This is a genomic window from Pseudomonas cichorii, assembly GCF_003700275.1.
In the GTDB taxonomy this organism is placed as follows: Bacteria; Pseudomonadota; Gammaproteobacteria; order Pseudomonadales; family Pseudomonadaceae; genus Aquipseudomonas; species Aquipseudomonas cichorii_B.
This window is the reverse complement of record NZ_RBRE01000010.1, coordinates 18,211-37,728: the sequence shown is the minus strand read 5'-3', so window position 1 is coordinate 37,728 and position 19,518 is coordinate 18,211. Positions and strand designations below refer to the sequence as shown.

Sequence of the window (19,518 nt, the reverse complement as noted above, 5' to 3'; positions counted from 1 at the left end):
CATCCTTACTCTTCCATCTCTGATAACAGACGCTGCATTTCGTCCAGGGCTTCATCCGTCGAAGGCCCTTGGGGTTTTTCGATCTGCTCGGCAAGCGCGGCAATCGTCGGGTTGTGAAACAGGCTGCGCAACTCGATCTTGATTCCGAAGCGCTTCTCGACCTGGGTCATCAGACGCATCGCCAGTAACGAATGGCCGCCCAGTTCAAAGAAGCTGTTGAACACCCCGACCTGCGGCACTTCCAGCAGCTCCTGCCAGATTTCGGCCAGTTGCTGCTCCAGTTCGTTACGCGGCGCCACACCCTCGATGGCGACCGGCTGCGGTGCCGGCAGGCTCTTGCGGTCGATCTTGCCGTTGGCATTCAGGGCAAAGCGCGGCTGCTCGATGAAACCCGCTGGAATCATGTAGCCCGGCAACACGCCTTCCAGATGCTGACGCAAGGCTGCCTGATCCACCGGATTCGGTGCCTGCAGCCAGGCGAACAGGCTCTGACTACGGGCATCGATCATTACCACCGCCTCTTCCACGCCCGGATAACGGCGCAACAGCGACTCGATTTCGCCGGGCTCGATACGGAAACCGCGGACCTTGACCTGGAAGTCGCTGCGACCGACATAGGCCAGTCGCCCGTCATTGCGGCGACGCACCAGGTCGCCGGTGCGGTACATGCGGCTGCCGGGTTGGCCGGCATACGGGTCCGGCAGATAGGCCGAGGCCGTGATGGTCGCGGCATGCTGATAGCCACGGGTAACCCCGGAACCGGCGATATACAGCTCACCGGTAGTACCCAGCGGCACCGGACGCAACATCTCGTCGAGCACATAGCAGCGGGTGTTGAGCAGCGGCGCGCCAATGTCGGCAACTCCGCTCGGCACTTCCTGCAACGCCTGGGTTGTCGACCAGACCGTGGTTTCGGTCGGGCCATAGGCATTGATCAGTTGTACGCCACGGCTGCGCAGTTCGGTGACCAGTTCACCCGGAACCGCTTCGCCACCGATCAGGCCGCGTATCGCTGGCCAGTCGGCGTGACCGGTTTCCAGCAGGATCTGCCAGCCGGCCGGCGTGGCCTGGAACACCGTGGCGCGGCGCAGCAAGGCGAACAACTGATGACCATCGACCACCTGCTCGCGGCGCGCCAGCAGGATCGCCGCGCCATTGACCAGTGGCAGGAACAGCTCCGGCTTGCACATATCGAAGGCGTAAGTGGTACTGGCCAGCCATACATCCCTGTTATCCAGTGGCAACTGCGCATCGAGCCCGGCCAGCAGGTTGCTCAGGTTGTCGCGACTGACCTGCACGCCTTTCGGAGTGCCGGTCGAACCCGAGGTGTAGATGACATAGGCGCGTTGCTGCGGATGCACCGCCAGTGTCAGGTTCTCGTAGCTGTAATCGTCCAGTTCGAGTTGATCGAGCAGAACGTTATCGACGCCGCTCAAGGCATTGCCGCACAGGCTTTCGCTGAGTACCAGCGCTGGCCGCGCATGGTCGATGATAAAGCGCAGGCGGTCGGCCGGGTGTTGCGGGTCCAGTGGCAGGTACGCGGCACCGGCCTTGTGAACCGCCAACAGGGTTGGCAGCAGCCATGGACCGCGGGTCAGGCATACGGCAACCAGATCGTCCGTGCCCACCTTCCGGGCACGCAGCCAGTGAGCCAGCTGGTTGCTGCGGGCATTGAGTTGCGCATAGCTCAGTTGCTGATCCTGGCAATCTACAGCCAGAGCCTCGGGGCTCAGGGCCACTTGCCGCTCGAAGCGCGCAATCAGGTCCACTTCACCCTGCAAGGTCTGGGCTGGCAGGTTCCATGGGCGTTGGTCCAGAGCATGATCGGCATTGGCCAGATCAATGTCCCAAAGCCGCGCTTCAGGCTGCCTGAGCATGCCTTCGAGCAGATAGCGGTATTCATCGGCATAGCGCTGCGCGGTGCTGGCCAGGAACAGGTCGGTGTTGTACTCCAGCACGCAATGCCAGTCGTCACCGTGCTGCTCGATGTGCAGGCCGATATCCACCAGGGCGCTGTCGCTTTCGACATTCAGACGCTGCACCGGCAAACCGGCGAAGCTTTGCTCGATCGCGGCGCCGACATCGCGCTGGATCAGGTTGAACAAGGCCTGGAACAGCGGTGTATGGCTGAGGTCGCGGCGCACTTGCAATGCTTCCACAAGACGCTCGAAAGGCACATCGGCATGCTGCTGTGCCGCCAGATGGCTGGCTTGCAGTTGCTGCCAGAACTGCTCGACCGGTTGCAGCGGATCAATCTGGCTGCGCAGCACCTGAGTGGTGGCGAAATAGCCGATCAGATTATCGGTATGCGCCTGGTGCCGATGGGCGACCGGCAGGCCGATCCAGACTTCACGCTGCCCCGAGTGCCGCGCCAGCAGGGTTTTCCAGGCCGCCAGCAACGGGGCGAAAGCAGTCAGTCCGTGCTGTTGCGCAGTGTTGCGCAATTGCCTGACCAACGTGGCGGGCAAATTGAAGCGCAGACGCTGGCCCTTGTAGCCTTGCTCCGCAGGACGTGGCAAGTCGGTCGGCAGGTTGAGCACCGGTGGTTCGCCTGCCAGGGTCTGACGCCAGTATTCCAGCTGCGATTCGATCAACGCCTGTCCGGCCGGACCTTGCCAGCTGGCGGCCACATCGGAGAACTGCAGCGGCAGTTGCGGCAGGCAAACATTGCTGCCTTGCACAAGCGCCTGATAGATCAGTTGCAGCTCATTGAAGAAAATCTCCAGCGAGCGTGCATCGGCGATGATGTGGTGCAGGGTGACCTGCAGCACACTGCGACTCTGGCCCTGATAGATACGCACCCGGAACAGTGGCGAGGCCGTGAGATCGAAGCTGCGCTGCGCTTCCTGGCTCAGTTTCTGCGCGAAAGCCGGCGAATGTTCGTCGCCTTCCAGCGGCTCGATGTCCAGCAATACCGCCGCCTGATCCTCGACCCGCTGACGGGCGCCCTCAGGCGTTTCGCTGAATACCGTACGCAGACTGTGCTGACGGCCGATCAACTGGTTCAGGGCCTGTTCCAGCACTGCCGGTTGCAGAACACCGTCCAGACGCAAGGCCAGCGACAGGTGATAAGCCTGGGTATCGCCTTGCAGACGATCCAGGAACCACAGGCGCTGCTGAGTGAAATGCAACGGCGCCAACGGCTCCTCGAAAGTGCGCAGGATGCCTTCCGACTCAACGCTGCTAGCGGCCAGTTGCGCCGCCAGATCGCGCAGCACCGGTTGCTCGAACAAGGTACGCAGCGGCAGACGGCGACCATGTTGCTCGGCAATTCGCGCCACCAGACGCGCTGCCAGCAACGAATGACCACCCAGGGCAAAGAAATTGTCCTCGGCACCGATATCGCTGCAACCCAGCAATTCTTCCCAGAGCCTGGCCAGTTCCTGCTCCCACTTGCCGGAAAGTGCACTGCGTTGGCCATCGCGTTGCAGTGGCTCTGGTAACGCCTTGCGGTCGACCTTGCCGCTCGGGCTCAACGGCAGGGTTGGCAGATGCACAAACTGGCCTGGCAGCATGTAGTCCGGCAATTGTGCGCCGAGGGTTTCGCGCAACAGCGTTTCATCCAGTGGCTCGCCGGCGTAGTAACCCACCAGTCGCGCCGCTTCGCCGTTACCCAGCAACACCACAGCCGCTTCGCGAACCCCGGAAATACGCGCCAGCAACGCTTCGATTTCACCCAGTTCGATGCGGAAGCCGCGCAACTTGACCTGGAAGTCCAGGCGTCCGAGGTAATCCAGGCTGCCATTGGCGTTGCGGCGAACCCGGTCACCGGTGCGATACATGCGTGCACCGGCCACGAACGGATCCGGCAGGAACGCGGCAGCGGTCAGGCGCGGCGCAGCAAAGTAGCCACGCCCAAGGTTGGCCCCGGCCAGATACAGCTCACCGGGAACCCCGGCGGGCACTGGCTGCAAGTCGGCATCCAGAACATAAGCAGCAGTATTGGCCACCGGCTGGCCGATCGGCACTTCAACGCCGCTTTCGTTGCCAGTGCGCACCTCGAAGGTGCTGTAGACCGTCGCCTCGGTCGGCCCGTAGCCGTTGATGACTCGGGCTCCCCTGCCCTCCATGGCTTCGGCCAGTGCGCACGGCAAGGCTTCACCACCGGAAATGGCCCGCACGCCCTGCCAGTTGCGCGAGGTATGCGCTACCAGCATCCGCCAGGTTGCAGGCGTGGCTTGCATCACGGTCGGTTGCGCATCCAGCAACAGTTGATCGATGGCCTGCGGGTCGCGCGCCTGTTCACGGTCGGCCAGCAAAATGCTCGCGCCATGCGCCAGAGGCAGCAGCAGTTCGACAATGGCAATGTCGAAGGTCGCGGTGGTCAATGCCAGCACCCGGTCATTGGCGCTGAGCGGCAACACCTGCTCGACCGCCAGCATCAGGTTCATCAGGTTGCCGCGGCTGATCGCCACGCCTTTGGGCTGGCCAGTGGAGCCGGAGGTATACAGCACGTAGGCGAGTTGATCGGCCGTGCACACCGGGGCACGAAGTGTCTCGCCGGTATTGACTGCATCAATGTCCAGTAGCGGCACGCCGCTGTTCCAGTCGCGCAATGCGGCAAGGCTGGTAGCGGTGCCGAGGCACAAACCGGGTTGCGCTGCTTGCAGAATGTAGCGCCCACGGTCCGCAGGCGTATCTTCAGCCAGCGGCACATAGGCGGCACCGGCCTTGAGAATCGCCAGCATGGTCATCGGCAGCCGGGCATCGCGGGGCAAGCTGAAGGCCACCCGGTCTTCGCGGCCAACACCATGGGCCTGCAAGGTCGCCGCCAGTTGCTCGGCGGCCCGGTCCAGTTCGGCATAGCTCAGGCGTTGCTCACCTGCCAGCACGGCAATCGCTTGTGGCTGTTGCGCAACCTGACGCGCAAAGGCCTGGAGAATATCCTGATGGCCCTCAACGCCAATGCCATCGAGGCGTGCCAGCGCGCGTTCGGCAGGTTGCCATTGCAGCTCGCCCAACGCCTGTGCGGGTTGTTCGAGCAGTGCTTCGAGCAGCGCCAGATACTGGTCGGCCATGATCTGCACGGTCTGTTCGCGGAACAGGTCGCTGCTGTATTGCAGGCTCAGGCTGATGCCATGCTCGCTGTCACGCACGTCGAGGTGCAGATCGCACAAGGCGCTGTCCGGACGGTTGTCCAGCGGTTCGGCGATCACATCGGTCAGCTCGAAACGCTCCAGGGCATTGCCCGGGAAGTAGTTGAACATGACCTGGAACAACGGGTTGTAACTGACTTGCCGCGCCACGCCGAGCTGTTCAATCAGATAATCGAATGGCAGGTCCTGATGCGACTGCACCGACACCGACAAACTCTGCAGCTCGTTCATCAGTTGCAGCAGATTGCGCTCGCCCGAGAATTTCCTGCGATACACCAGCGTGTTGACGAAGCAGCCGACCAGCGGCTGCAACACCGCATGATGTCGGTTGGCAACCGGAACCCCGACAATAATGTCGTCTTCGCCGCTACGACTGCGCAGCAACAACTGGAAGGTGGTCAGCAGAGGAATGAAATTGCTCCAGCCGTGAGCGGCACTGAAAGCACGCAAGCGGGTGGTCAGTTCATCAGGCAGACGGCACTCGACACGTCCGCCGCTCTGGCTGGCCTGGGCTGGACGTGGAAAGTCTGCGGCCAGTTCCAGCACTGGCAGTTCACCGGCCAGTTGCTCGCGCCAGAAGCCAAGTTCCTGTTCACAGGCCTTGCTGCTCATCCATTGCTGCTGCCACAGCGCGTAGTCGGCGTACTGCATTGAAGCGGCCAAAGGCTGCTCGGTCAGGCCCTGGCGCCGGTTGCGGTATTGCTTGCACAGGCCATCGATGATCAATTGCAGCGACCAGCCATCGGCAACGATGTGATGGCAGTTCAGCGACAGGACAAAGGCTTCCGGGGCCAGGCGATAGAGTCTGGCGCGCAGTAACGGCGCAGTCTCCAGCGAGAACGGCGTCATTGCGTCCTGGCGCAGCAGTGCGTGCAACGCCTGTTCGTCTGCGACATCGATCACGGGCAGATCGAGTTCGCTACGGGCCAGAATCACCTGGCTCGGTCCTTCAGCCTGGTCAACAAACCCGGTGCGAAGTACTTCATGCTGGTCGAGCACGCTTTGCAAGGCAGCGTGCAGGTCAGCGATGTGCAACTCACCGGTCAGGCGTACCGCGCCCGCCAGGTTGTAGGCCGGGCTTTGCGGGTCAAGCTGCTGCAGGAACCACAAACGCTGCTGGGCAAACGACAACGGCAGTTTCGCAGGGCGCGGCAACAGAGTCGGTGACGACTGGGCGCTATCGCTGCGGTTTTCCAGCCAGTCCGCCATGCCAGCGATGGTCGGCCGCTCGAATACCACGCGCAATGGCAGGTCCTTGCCGCTGAGCTTGCCGATCAGGCCGATCAGTTGCGTGGCCAGCAGCGAGTGGCCGCCCAGCTCAAAGAAGTTGTCTTCGACACCGACCTGATCGAGGCCCAGCACGCTTTGCCAGGCTTCGACCATCTGGCCTTGCAGCTCGCTGCTCGGTGCGACATAACGGGCCAGGCTTTGTGCGGCAAAATCCGGCTCGGGCAATGACTTGCGGTCGATCTTGCCGTTGCCATTGAGCGGGAAACGCTCCAGGAACATGAAGGCGCTGGGAATCATGTACGGCGGCAGATTGCCCAGCACATGCTCGCGCAACGCCTCGATGCCCGGTGCGCTATCGGCCACCACATAGGCCACCAGCACCTTGGAACGCTGCTGGTCATCGCGGGCCACCACCACCGCCTCGCGCACGCCGGGATAGCGGGTCAGGCAGGCTTCGATTTCGTCCAGCTCGATACGGTGACCACGGATCTTGACCTGATGGTCGGTGCGTCCGACATATTCCAGGTCGCCATTGGGCAGGAAACGCGCCAGATCGCCAGTGCGATAGATACGGCTGCCGTCATTGGCAATCGGATCCGGCAGGAACACTGCTGCCGTACGTGCCGGATCGGCCATGTAGCCACGCCCGACGCCGACACCGGCGACGAAGATTTCCCCGACCGCACCGGCCGGGATCGGCTGCAGGTCGGCATTGAGCAAGTACAAACGGTTATTGAGAGTCGCGCGCCCGATCGGCACGTTGATGCGCTGTTCCGGCAAACGCTCAAGCAACGGATGGAAAGCTACGTCATCGGAGCACTCGGCCGGACCGTAGGCGTTCATCAGCGGAATCGCCGGATAGCGCTCGAACCAGCGCCGCGCCAGTGCCGGTGGCAACGCCTCGCCGGTGGCCAGCACCCAGCGCAGGGCTGAACGATCGAGCCCGCTGTCGAGCAGGCTTTGCATTAACGATGGCACCGCTTCCAGAATGCTGATGCCGTGGCGCTCGATGGCTGCCGTCAGGTCATCGGGATTCTGCACGATGCAATCGCCGAGGATCACGGTACGCGCCCCCAGCACCATGCCGGCCAGGGTTTGCCAGACCGAAATGTCGAAACACTGCGGCGCGGTCTGGGCAATCACATCGTTGGCATCGAGGCCAAGCCCCGGCAGTTTGCCGAGAATATTGTTGAGCATGCCGGCCTGGGCCACCATCGCCCCTTTGGGCGTACCGGTGGAGCCGGAGGTGAAGATGCAATAGGCCAGCGAGCTGTCATGCACCGCAATGTTCAGGTCCTCATCGCTGTAGCTGCCCAATAGCGCTGGATCGTAGCGCAGCGACTTGAGCGGCTGATCGAGGAGTTCCACCGCCTGCATCGCCAGTTCAGCCTGCCCTGCGCTGTGAATCAGCAACGGCGTGCGGCTCTGGCGCAGCACCTGAGCCAGGCGCTGCGGCGGGTTGCGTGGATCGAGCGGCAGCCAGCCGGCACCGGCCTTGAGGGTAGCGACAATCATCACCACCAGATCCAGGCCACGCTCGTCGAATACCGCGATCAAGTCGTCGGAGTTCACGCCCTCAGCCCGCAGATGCCGGGCCAGACGGTTGGCGGCACGGTTCAACTGGTCGAAGGTCAGGCTCTGCTCGCCGTGGACAAGCGCAACCCGCTCGGGAGTCTGGCGCACCTGTTGCTGTAAACGCTCGATATACAGCGGTTGCAGCAGTTGCTCGTCGGCAGCCAGACCGCCAGCGGCCCAGACCTGCTGCTGGAGGGCGATTTCCTGTTCGTCGAGCATCGGCAGATGATGCAAGGGGGTTTCCGGCTTCTTGCCCAGGGCTTCGCCCATATTCAGCAGCAAGGCCCGGAAGTGGCGCAGCATCTGCTCGATTTCTTCGCGCAGGAACCAGTCGGTCTGATAGGTCAATTGCAAGTGCAGGCGTTCGCCCGGCACGATCACCACGGTAACCGGGTAGTTGGTGTGGGTGCGGTTGGCCATATCGCTGATCAGGTAGTCCAGTTGCCCCTGACGCAAGTCGGCAGCAATCGGCGCGTTCTCGAACACGAACAGGCTCTGGAACAGGTCCTGACGCTGCACCTCGCTCCAGCGCTGGATTTCGGCCAGCGATACGCTTTCGTGCTCGCGCAGGCTCAGGTTCTCGGTCTGCAGGGCTTTCAGCCAAGGCCCGAGCGCATCGTCCGGACGCCAGCTCCAGCGCAGCGGCAGGCTGTTGATGAACAGGCCGACGATGCTTTCCATGCCTTGCAGATGCACCGGACGCCCGGCCACCGTGATGCCGAACACCAGATCGCGATCACCGCTGTAGCGCGCCAGCAGCAAGGCCCATGCGCCCTGCACCAGGGTGTTGAGGGTAATGCCGTGGCGCGCGGCAGTATTTTGCAGGGCCTGAGTCTGTTCAAGACTCAGATGCTCGACACAGTCCTCGACCGGCTCGGCGGCATCCTGAATGCGCCCGACATGGCCAAAACCGAACTGGTTGGGCGTGTCGAAGCCTGCCAGACGCTGTTGCCAGAACGCCTGATGATCTTCCGGCTTCTGGGTTTCCAGCCAGCGAATGAAGTCGCGGTACGGACGCGGTGCTGGCAGGTTCAGGCGACGACCTTCCTGAGCAGCGCGATAGCCGTTGAGGAAGTCCATCATGATGATCGAGAAACACCAGGCATCCATCAGGATATGGTGATAGCTGCGCACGAACTGATAGGTATCGGGCGCCAGCTTGTACAACCGCACCCGCATCAGCGGAGCCTTGGTGAAGTCCAGGCCCTGGACCCGCTCTTCGCTCAGCAACTGTTCCAGGCGATCCTGCTGTTCGGCTTCGCTCAGGTGCGACCAGTCTTCATAGGTAATCGGCAGTTCGACCTGCTTGTGTACCACCTGCATCGGGCGCTTCTGCTGTTTCCAGACAAAGGAAGTGCGCAACAGCTCATGGCGCTCGACAACCTGCGCCCAGGCCTGGCGGAATGCTGCCAGGTCGAGGTCCGGCATGACCATGACATGACGATATTGCAGCAGATACATGCCTTTGCCCGGATGCAACAGGCTGTGGAACAACAACCCCTGCTGCATGGGAGCCAGCGGATAAATCGCTTCGATGTTGCGCGAAAGTGCTTTGACCTTGTCGTTCATGCTGACGGTATCCGAACCTTTAATGTATGGGACGCTGGGGTTATCACTGCTCAAGTTGTTCGAGCAGCCCCAGGAATTCATCGTCGGACAGGCCAGAGTCCGCAAAATCAGAAGCCGTGGCGCGGCCAGCTGCAGGTGACAGGCAATGCTCCAGCAAGGCTCCGATCTGCTGCACGAACTGCTGCGCCAAGCGGTTTACCAATGCCTGGTCATGCACCTGCGGGGCATAGCGCCATTCGATATGCAGCCGCCCTTCGCTCTCCAGAACCGTCACATCCAGCCAGTGAGTGCGGCGGGTAGTGTCGGCGCGCATGCCGGGGCAGATCGGCCTGGCCAGACGCCAGAGTCGCGATGCCCCGAGCCATTGATCGACCCGACCCAGATAGTTGAAGGTCAGCAGCGACGCCGCGCCCAGTGCATGTGCCGGATCGAGGCGTAGCAGGCCGTAACCGATGCCTTGTTCAGGCACCCGGCGCAAGGCTTCCTTGGCGCCGATGATCGAGGCTTCCAGGTCCCATGAGGTATTGACCGCCAGCGGGTAGCGGCTGGTGTGCCAGCCGACCGAGCGGGACAGATCCGGGGCCTGTTCCCAGCCACTGCGGCCATGACTTTCCAGTTCGAGGGTGACACGTTCGCGGCCCTGCCACTGAGCGATGACACCGGCCAGCGCGGCCACCAACAGATCCTGCACCTGAGTGCCGTAGGCCGCATGGCAGTCACCTTGCAGCAATTGCGTCTGCTCGACCGACAACGAAGTGTCCAGCGTCCGGCTTTGGCCATACAGGTTGGTCTGCTCAAGCGCTGCGCCTTCGGCAACCAGTTGCTCTTGCCAGTAATCCACCTGGGCCAGAACCTCGGGTTCGCTGCGATGGCGCTGCAAGGCTTCGCTCCAGGCATGGAAACCGGCCGAGACCGCTGGCAGGGCTGCATTCGGTTGCAGGTACAGACTTTCCAGCTCTTCCAGCAGCACTTGCCATGACACGGCATCGACCAGCAAGTGATGGGCCGTGCAGAGCAGTTCGCGACTCCGGGAGAAATACACAAAGCGAACCAGAGGTGCGCGGTCAAGGCTGAAGCCTTGCTGCCAGCGTTGCAGCAAGGCTTCGCTCAAGGGTTCCGGCTCAATATGCAGCAGTGCTTGCACCTGGCTGGGTGCCAAGGCCTGATAACGCTGTTGCCAGCCGTTTTCCGTGTTTTCAAAGGTCAGGCGCAAACTAGCATGTCGCTGCAGCAGCGCGCCCAGTGCCTGGCTGAAGCGAGCCTGATCCAGCGCGTCGTCCAGCGCCAGCAACAGCGACTGGTTCCAGTATTCGGGTTCGGCTTGCTGCTGAGCGAAGAACCAGTCCTGAATCGGCGTCAGGGCAAATGCCGTGGTCGGCTCAAGCGCCGCAGGCGTAGCGCCCGCATTGGCTGCGCCGAGGTCGACCACTTGCTCTGCCCAGCCGCGCACGGTGGGAAACTCGAAGATCTGCTTGGGCTTGAGTTGCAGGCGTTGCTGCTTGGCCCTGGCGATGATCTGCAGGCTCAGAATCGAATCGCCGCCCGCCGTGAAGAAGTTGTCGTCGACACTCAACTCCGGCTTGTCGAGGATTTCCCGGGCGATATCCAGCAGGCGCTGTTCCAGTTTGCGCTGCGGTGTCTGCGCCACCCGCGCCAGAGCCCGCACGTTTTGCTCGGCAAACAATTGCTTGGGGGTCATCAGGATCTGTTGCTGGCGCGCCAGGGCAATGATCTGCAAACCGAGAATGGAATCGCCACCCTGGGCGAAGAAGTTGTCATCGGGGCCAAGCTCGGGTTTGCCGAGCAGGGTTCGCCAGATATCCAGCAAGGCACTTTCGACCGCATTCAACGGCTGGGCATCTGTCGGCTCTGCGCCAGGCAACTGCGCTGGTGCCTGCTCGGCCAGGCGTATCAGGGCCTGACGGTCGACCTTGCCGTTGGCCAGCAAGGCAAAGCCATCGAGGCAGTGCCACTGGGCAGGCTGCATATAGTCCGGAAGCCGGGTTTGCAGAGCGTTCTGAATATCAGCCAGAGCGGCCGACGGCGCCACCAGAAAGGCCACCAGCCGGTTGCCGGTCAACGGCGAAGGAATGTTCAGCACGCTGACATCGCTGACCTGCGGCACGTCACGCAACTGTGCAGCAACCTCGGCCGGTTCAACCCGGTAGCCACGGATCTTGACCTGCTCATCGAGGCGGCCAAGGAATTCCACCTGGCCCTGATGATTGAGTCGTACCCGGTCGCCGGTGCGATAACCGTATTCGGTAAAACGCGCCTGATCGGCCTGCGGAGCACTGAGATAACCCAGGGCCACAGTCGCACCTGCAACGCACAACTCGCCACTGACCCCGACCGGCAAAACTCTGCCATCAGGCGCACGGACGCTGACCTGAATATTGGCAAGCGGTCGACCCAGAGGCGCTGCGCCACTGCTATCGACTTCATGGGTCAGGACGCCCACGGTGGTTTCGCTGGGACCGTAATGGTTGACGATGCGCAGATCGGCTTGCAGGCCGCGCAGGCGCTTGACCAGATCGAGACCCAAGGCTTCACCGCCGGTCACCAGACACTGGCGCGGCAACAAGCGCTGCGGATCCTTGGCGACCAGCAAGGCGTTGAGATGGGACGGCACGATCTTCAGCATGTCGACCGGCTGACGCTCCAGCACCGCCGCCAGTTCCTCGGCATCGAAAGCCAGCTCTTCGGCCAGCAGACGCAGGCAGCGTCCGCTGAGCAAGGCGCCGAACAATGCGGTATGGCCAAGATCGGTAGCGCAACTGGCCAGGCTGGCAAGACTGGCATCGGCAGACAGATTCAGCCGCTCAAGGCAGCCGTTGACGTAATGGATCAGGTTGCCCTGGCTGACCTTGACGCCTTTTGGCCGGCCACTGGAACCGGAGGTATAGACCACGTAGGCCGCCAGATCGGCTGCCAGTGGCGCATGCAAGGCTGCATCGCTGAAGAGCGGCGCAGACGGCAACGATAACCAGCGGACCTGTTCCGGCAACCATTCGGGGCGTACGCCCTCGCCGACCCAGACCTTGGGCATGGCATCCTCGCAGATATCCTGCTGACGGGACTGCGGCCATTGCGGATCGAGGGCCAGATAAGTCGCGCCAGATTGCCAGGCCGCGAGCATGTGCATCACCAGTTCACGACTGCGCGGCAGGCACAAGGCAATGTGTTCGCCCGCCAGACTCTGGCCATCCTGCAGTCGCTCGCTGCGGGCAACCACCGCGCGGGCCAGCTCGGCATAGCTGAGGGTGCCCTGCTCGTCCTGCAGCGCAATGGCCTGGGGTTTGTGCACACATTGCCGAGTGAATGCCTGCCAGGCATTGCTGGTCGCGGTCGGCAGGTCTTCGCCCTTGAGCAACGACTGCTGCTCGGTGGCCAGCCAGTCCAGTTCGGCGAACGGTACTGCGGGCTGTTCGAGGGCCGCCAGTACCAGCGCGACGAACTGGTCGCGGTAACGCTCGATGGTTGCGTGCTGGTACAGCGCCTTGCTGTAGCGCCAGCGACAAAGAAAGCCTTGCTCTTCGTCGATGATCACCATATTCAGTTCGTGGGCCGCGCCGCGCTGTTCCGACAGCAGCCGGTCGACATACTGCTCGAAAGGCGCGATACGTTCCTTGTTGAGGGTGAACATATGCTGGAACAGCGGCGCCCTACCCATCTGCCGTGGCAGATCGAGCTGTTTGACCAGGCGCGAGAACGGATAATGGCGATGCTGCAGGGCTTGCTTGACGGTGGCATCCACTTCTCTGGCCCACTCGCCGCTGGACAGCTCGCGGCGCAGTCGGCAACGGATCGGCAATGGATTGACCAGGTAACCCGGCAAGGTGAGGTGTTCGCGGCGCAAGCGCCAGCCGCTGGGCGTTCCGAGGACAAAGTCGTCCTGTCCGGACAACACGCCCAGATACTGCTGGAACAGGGAGAACCAGAACACATAGGGCGTGACACCCCACTCACGGGCCACGGCACGCACCCGCGCAGTGGTCGCGGGATCGAAGCGCACCGACAGCTCGCCGCCCTTGAAGGCCTGATTGCTGCCATAGGCGAAATCGGTCGGTAATTCCAGCGCTGGCACATCGGCCAGTTGCGACTGCCACCATGCCAGTTCGGCAGGCTCGGCCGCTTCGCTGCGGATATGCAGGTCGCTGCAATAGTCGCGATAGGCATCGGGATTGACCGCCGGCAGCGGCTGGTCATTGATCAGCGCGAACAGCTCGTTGAGCACGGTGTAGAACGTGACCAGGTCCGCAGCGATGTGGTGAATGACCAGCAACACGGTATGTTCGGTCGTGCGGCCCTGCGAGTTGCTGAGCAGCGCGACCCGGCTGACCTCACCGGCTTCCAGATTGAAGGGCGCGTCGGCCAGTTCAGTGATGCGTTGCTGCAAAGTATCGGCATCCGCAGCCTGCAATGTGACGCACTGCAACGGCTGGATCCTTTCGCGATGGCTCCACTGCAACAACTCGCCGTCGCGCTCTGCGTAGGCAGTGCACAGCATCGGATAGCGTTGCTGCACCGCAGCCCAGGCATCCTGCAGGCGGCGGGGAAAATCCTCGCTGGAGAACTGCGCCTTGAGTCGACCGGCATAGGCGATGTTATAGGCGCAGCTGTCAGGCTCCAGGCGTTGCAGAAACCAGAGAGCCTGTTCGTTATCGGTCAGCGGGCGAGCATCGAAATAATCGGGGTGTTGCTGCAGCCATTGCAGCACTTCAGGAGCACGCGCCTGCAGCTCGGCTGCCAGCTCTTCGTTCAAGGCGTCTTGCGATCCATGCGCAATGGTTAACTGACCCTCAGCTATAGACAGGCGAATTCCACGCAGCCAGCAGCGATGCATCAGGCGATCCATTTGGTGTCCTTTTCATTGCTTGTTCAAAGTAAGCCGCCAGTTGCGGCGGCTTTCTGAAAGAGAGAGCTTTCAGCCTGCCGAAGCAGGCTCTGCCATGGCGACCACAACCTTGCGCGCGCCCTGGAATGTGGAGCGGCCATGAGCAACCAGCATGTTGTCGAGCATCAGCACGTCACCGGACTGCCAGGGGAAACTGACCTGGCAGCGAGCGAAAACCGAGCGGATATGCTCCAGGGCTTCCAGCTCGATGGGCGAACCGTCGCCGTAGAACACGTTACGCGGCACGCCTTCTTCGCCAACGATGGAAATCAGCGTCTCGCGCACGGACGGAGCCAGGTTGGAAATATGGAACAGATGCGCCTGATTGAACCATACCCATTCACCGCTCACCGGATGCTGAGCCACGGCCTGACAGACCTGACGGGTCGATAGCTCACCATCATCGGTCCACTGGAACTGGATATTGCTGGCCTGACAGAAACGCTCGACCTGTGCCCGGTCTTCGGTGCTGAACGCCTGCTGCCAGGGCAAGTCCAGGCCGTTGCCGTAATTGCGCACATACATCAGGCGCTTGTCGGCAAAGCGCTGGCGGATCACCGGATCAAGCTGCTGGTAGACCAGGCGGCTGTCGGCAATCGGGGTTTCACCGCCGACTTCCGCGGCCTGCACGCAATGAAACCAGATCTTCATTGGCCAGTTCAGCGAGTAGGACTGCTCATTGTGCAGCGGGATAACCTGATGGGCCGGGTATTCGGTAGAGGTGTAGACCCGGTTGTTGAGCTTGAGCTTGGTGCGCGGCGTGGAGGCGTAATCGTAAGTCAGCAGCTCATGCCCGAAGCTACAGGCAAAGGCTTCAAAATCCGCTTCATCCTTGAAGGCAAAGCCCCGCAACAACACGCCACCGGCACGCGGCAATTGGGTTGCGATTGCCTGCTGAATCCGCTCGTGACTGGCTTGCCAGGTATCACCGCCAGCCTGGGCATGAACCATGAACGGCAGGGTCTGCTCGTTACCCGGAATAATATCCGTGGGTTGAACCTGTGCAGCCGCCAAACCCGTATCCATTTGCAACCCCTCGCCGTTCCGATGCGTCTTTTTAGTGCGCACAAACTAATACAAACGAGTAGCAACATCAATAGAGAATCATTGTCATTCATGACTTTTGTATCATAATTGACACATCTCATCTGGCCTGCAACACATTCTCCCGCTCCGCGATATGCGACATCAGCAGATACGCGGAGCCCAACAGGCCTTGCATCGTATCGGCATAGCGGCTGCGGTTCAGATACAGGAACTGGCGGTTTTTCACCGCAAACAGATTCCGCCACTGCGGCGACTGACGGAAGGCCGCCGTGCTGGTCTCCGAATCTAACAGCTCTTCATATGTATCAATAATGAAATCACTGTCGAAGTCGCCAATCCGCTCCAGGCTGTACGGCACGTTCTGACGTGCAGCGCTGTACGCCGGAACACGGCCCAGCCCGAAATCGGCGATGACATCATCCATGCCACCACGGCCGATCAACTGGAAGCCGTCGGTGTAGACCTCCAGCGTGGTTACGGTAATCCGCGATGGATCCTTGACCCGCTTCTTGAATTCGCTGACCACCCATTGATATTCGCCCAGCATCTCCTGATAACGCTGCTGCTTGCCGACCAGATCGGCAAGTTCCCTGGCGTAAGTCTTGATATCGCTTTCCCGCGCAGGCAGCAGGACTACGGGCGCAATCTTGCTGAGCTTTTCCTTGAGATCGGCGTGATACGACAAGCCCACGATCAGATCAGGCTTGAGGGCGGCAATGGCTTCCAGATCGGGTGCCTGATGCGAGCCGATATATTGAATGCCGGTGACATCGAAACGCTCTTGCGTGCCGCGAAACAGCACATCGGAAAACAGCTTCTTGCGCCCGGTCGAGCCGCAGGGCTTGACTCCCAGCTCCAGCAACTGGGCAGTCAGGCTGAAGTCATGCATGGACACAATGCAATGCGGCGCCACAGGCACTTCGACCCGGCCAAAACTATTCTCGAACACTCTGGTTGCAGCGGTATCAGCGGCATTGGCGTTTACCGCCAGCAATGCCAATGGCACGCACAACATGCCGACTACGCCCCGGAAAAATCCTCTCACCCGCGTTTACTCCCCAGACAATTTGCTTTCAGCGATTACGCTGACGCGCCAACAAGACAATCAGATAAGGCGCGCCGATGATTGCGACCACCAGTCCTGCCGGCAGTTGCAAGGGCGGGAAAATTCCTCGCCCCAGTGTGTCGCCTGCCAGCACCAGCAGCGCACCGACCAGCGCCGACAACGGAATCAGGGCGCCATGGCGATCGCCGGCCAACTGGCGCGCCAGATGCGGCGCAACCAGCCCGACAAAGGTCATGGTGCCGACATTCGCCACCGCTGCAGCAGTGAGCATGACACTGCACAGCAGCAGGAAAATCATCACCGCAGTGACATTCAGCCCGCGACTGAGCGCGACCTTTTCCCCCAGTTGCAACAGATTCAACTGGCGATGACAAAACAGCAGCGGCAGCCCGGCCAGCAGCAACCAGAGGCCGAGACTGTGCACCTGAGCCCAGCCGCCGCGGTGCAGGCTGCCGCCCAGCCACATCAGGGCGGACTCGACCTGATCGATATTGCCGTAAGTGATGAGCAGATCGGCGACCGCGCTGAGCATGGCCGTCAATCCCACGCCCACCAGAATCAGGCGCAGCGGCGAGATGCCCTGACGCCAGGACAGCAATGCAACAAACAGCGCCACTGTCAGCCCGCCTACCAGTGCCGCCAGCGGATAAAATTCCTGGGGAAGCACGCCCGGCCACAACACGATGATCAGCAGCATGGTGACGCTGGCGCCCGACTCCACCCCGACCAGACCGGGTGCCGCCAGCGGGTTGCGGGTCAACGATTGCATCAGCAGGCCGGCCAGCGACATGGCCGCCCCGGCTAGGATCGCCAGCAGCACACGCGGCAGACGCAGCTCCCAGAGCAGATTGCTCACGGTCGGACTGACCTGCGCGGGGTTCCACAAGGCTTGCCACACCTGGGCAACGCTCAGAGAGAAGCTGCCAACCGTCAGCGCGTACAAGGCCAGTCCCATTACCGAGAATGCCAGCAACAGCACCGCAATCAGGTCGATGGGCCGGGCAATCCAGGGCAGCAGCGGATAAGTCCTGGGCAAGGTCAGAGCCGTGCGAATCATCTGACCTTCCTCAATACCAGGATGACAAAGACCGGGCCGCCGATCAGGGCGGTGACGATACCGGTATTCAGCTCGAACGGACTGACCACGGTTCTTGCCGCTATATCAGCGAGAATCAACAGCAGCGCTCCCAGCAACGGCGCAGCCAGCAGCAATCGACGATAGTCATCGCCAAACAACAAGCGCGCCGCATGCGGCACTACCAGCCCGACAAAGCCTATGGGACCAGCCAGGGTCACGGCACTGCCGGACAGCAGAACCACCGAAGCCAGGCCGAACACACGCATCTGCAACAGATTGACACCCATGCCGGCTGCGGCCTGCGGACCCAGGCGATGGGCATTCAGGGCCCGCACGTTGACAAGGCACAGCAACATGCCCAGCAGGATGTAGGGCCAGACCCAGGCCTGCATGGTGCCGCCAGTAACGCCGATGGAACCGGTGAGCCAGCGGCGCAGGCTGTCGAGCCCTTGTTGATCGAGCAGCAGCAGGATGGAAGTGATCGCACTGAACAGCGCAGCAATCATCGCTCCGGACAACGTCAGCCGAATCGGATTATGGCCCCTGCCCGCCAGTAACAGCACGCCGACGGCTGCCACCAGCGCACCGGTAAATGCAAACAGGGGAATCATCGACAGATCGTTGCCGGGCATCACCAGCAAACCGAAAACCACGAACAGCGCCGCGCCACTGTTGATGCCGAGAATTCCCGGATCGGCCAGCGGGTTATCGCCCACCGCCTGCATGATGGTCCCGGCCAGCCCGAGGCTGGCGCCGACCAGTATCGCGACCAGCAGGCGTGGCAGACGGCTGCCGCGAATGACGCTGTGGTCGGGATTGCCCGGCACATAGGCAACCAGTGCCTGCCAGGTTTCATGCCAGGGAATACTCTTGGCGCCAACCGCCAGATGGAACAGTGCCGCCAGGGCAATTACCAGTAACAGGCCCAGCCACACCGGCAAGCGCAAGCCGTGAATCACAGCGCCTCCTGCACAGCCAGTGGCTGGCTGCGACGCGCCTGCGGCACACATAACGGGTCACCGGAATACGGATCGGTAATGATGTGCGCATCCAGATCGAAGACTGCCTTGAGGTTTTCCCTGGTGAACACTTCAGCCGGCGCGCCCTGGGCCAGCAGACTGCCTGCACGCATCATCACCAGGTGATCGGCATAACGCGCGGCCTGATTCAGGTCGTGCAGCACGGCCACGACGGTCTTGCCCTGCTCGCGCAAATCCACCAGCAATTCAAGCAGGTTGATCTGGTGGGCAATGTCGAGAAAGGTCGTCGGCTCATCGAGCAGGATGACAGGAGTGTCCTGGGCCAGGGTCATGGCAATCCAGCAGCGCTGCAACTGCCCGCCCGACAGGGTTGCCAGCGAACGATCCAGCAGAGAGTCGATGCCGGTCAGTTCAATGGCGCGGTCAATCGCCTGCTGATCCTGCTCCGACCATTGCCGCCACCAGCTCTGCCAGGGGAAACGCCCCTGCATCACCAGTTCGCGCACGCTCATCCCGGCAGGAGACGTGGTGCGTTGCGGCAGCAAGGCCATCTGCTGGGCCAGGGCGCGACGCGAATAGTGCCCCAGGGCTTTTCCGCCCAGTTGTACCTCGCCCGCGCTCGGGCGCAGCATGTGCGCAAGCACGTTTAGCAAAGTGGTCTTGCCGCATCCATTGGCCCCGATCAGCGCCGTGAAACGGCCTTCGGGGATTTCCAGGCTGACGCCGTTGAGCACCTGCTGTTCGCCATAACCCAGGCGCACTCCACTGGCTTTCAGCATGGCTTGCCCTCCGTTCGGGAGAGCCAAATCGGATCACTCATCGAGCAATGCCCTGCATCGTTTTCATCCCTTGCCTGATTCAGGGGCATAAGTGGGCCACAGAATGTGTCGAAAATGAAATAAATCTGTACACAGCCAACAATCTTAATGCAAAACCTTATCATTTACAGATAAAGTATGGCCAGCCGACACCAGCCCGGT

The 19,518-nt window shown here is 61.7% G+C and carries 7 protein-coding genes; all 7 read right to left on the bottom strand.

From position 1 onward, the window contains the following. Nucleotides 1–5: 5 nt before the first annotated feature. Nucleotides 6–9,470, bottom strand: a complete 9,465-nt coding sequence (locus ALQ04_RS02150; protein WP_183142085.1) for a non-ribosomal peptide synthetase — start codon at nucleotides 9,468–9,470, stop codon at nucleotides 6–8. A 43-nt stretch (nucleotides 9,471–9,513) separates the two neighbouring features. Continuing rightward, nucleotides 9,514–14,328 carry a non-ribosomal peptide synthetase gene (locus ALQ04_RS02145; RefSeq protein ID WP_122314208.1) on the bottom strand — a complete coding sequence of 1,605 codons (4,815 nt, stop codon included), beginning with the start codon at nucleotides 14,326–14,328 and terminating at the stop codon, nucleotides 9,514–9,516. Between the two features lie 69 nt (nucleotides 14,329–14,397). Next, nucleotides 14,398–15,393, bottom strand: a complete 996-nt coding sequence (locus tag ALQ04_RS02140) for a TauD/TfdA family dioxygenase (protein WP_122314206.1) — start codon at nucleotides 15,391–15,393, stop codon at nucleotides 14,398–14,400. Between the two features lie 118 nt (nucleotides 15,394–15,511). Beyond that, nucleotides 15,512–16,459: an ABC transporter substrate-binding protein gene (locus tag ALQ04_RS02135; RefSeq protein ID WP_259644877.1), complete on the bottom strand. Its 948-nt coding sequence runs from the start codon at nucleotides 16,457–16,459 to the stop codon at nucleotides 15,512–15,514. Nucleotides 16,460–16,487: 28 nt separating this feature from the next. After that, nucleotides 16,488–17,537 carry an iron ABC transporter permease gene (locus ALQ04_RS02130; protein WP_122314202.1) on the bottom strand — a complete coding sequence of 350 codons (1,050 nt, stop codon included), beginning with the start codon at nucleotides 17,535–17,537 and terminating at the stop codon, nucleotides 16,488–16,490. Then, nucleotides 17,534–18,517: an iron ABC transporter permease gene (locus ALQ04_RS02125; RefSeq protein WP_122314200.1), complete on the bottom strand. Its 984-nt coding sequence runs from the start codon at nucleotides 18,515–18,517 to the stop codon at nucleotides 17,534–17,536. Before ALQ04_RS02125 ends, ALQ04_RS02130 begins: the two co-directional genes overlap by 4 nt. Then, nucleotides 18,514–19,317: an ABC transporter ATP-binding protein gene (locus ALQ04_RS02120; protein ID WP_122314199.1), complete on the bottom strand. Its 804-nt coding sequence runs from the start codon at nucleotides 19,315–19,317 to the stop codon at nucleotides 18,514–18,516. Before ALQ04_RS02120 ends, ALQ04_RS02125 begins: the two co-directional genes overlap by 4 nt. Nucleotides 19,318–19,518: the final 201 nt, after the last annotated feature.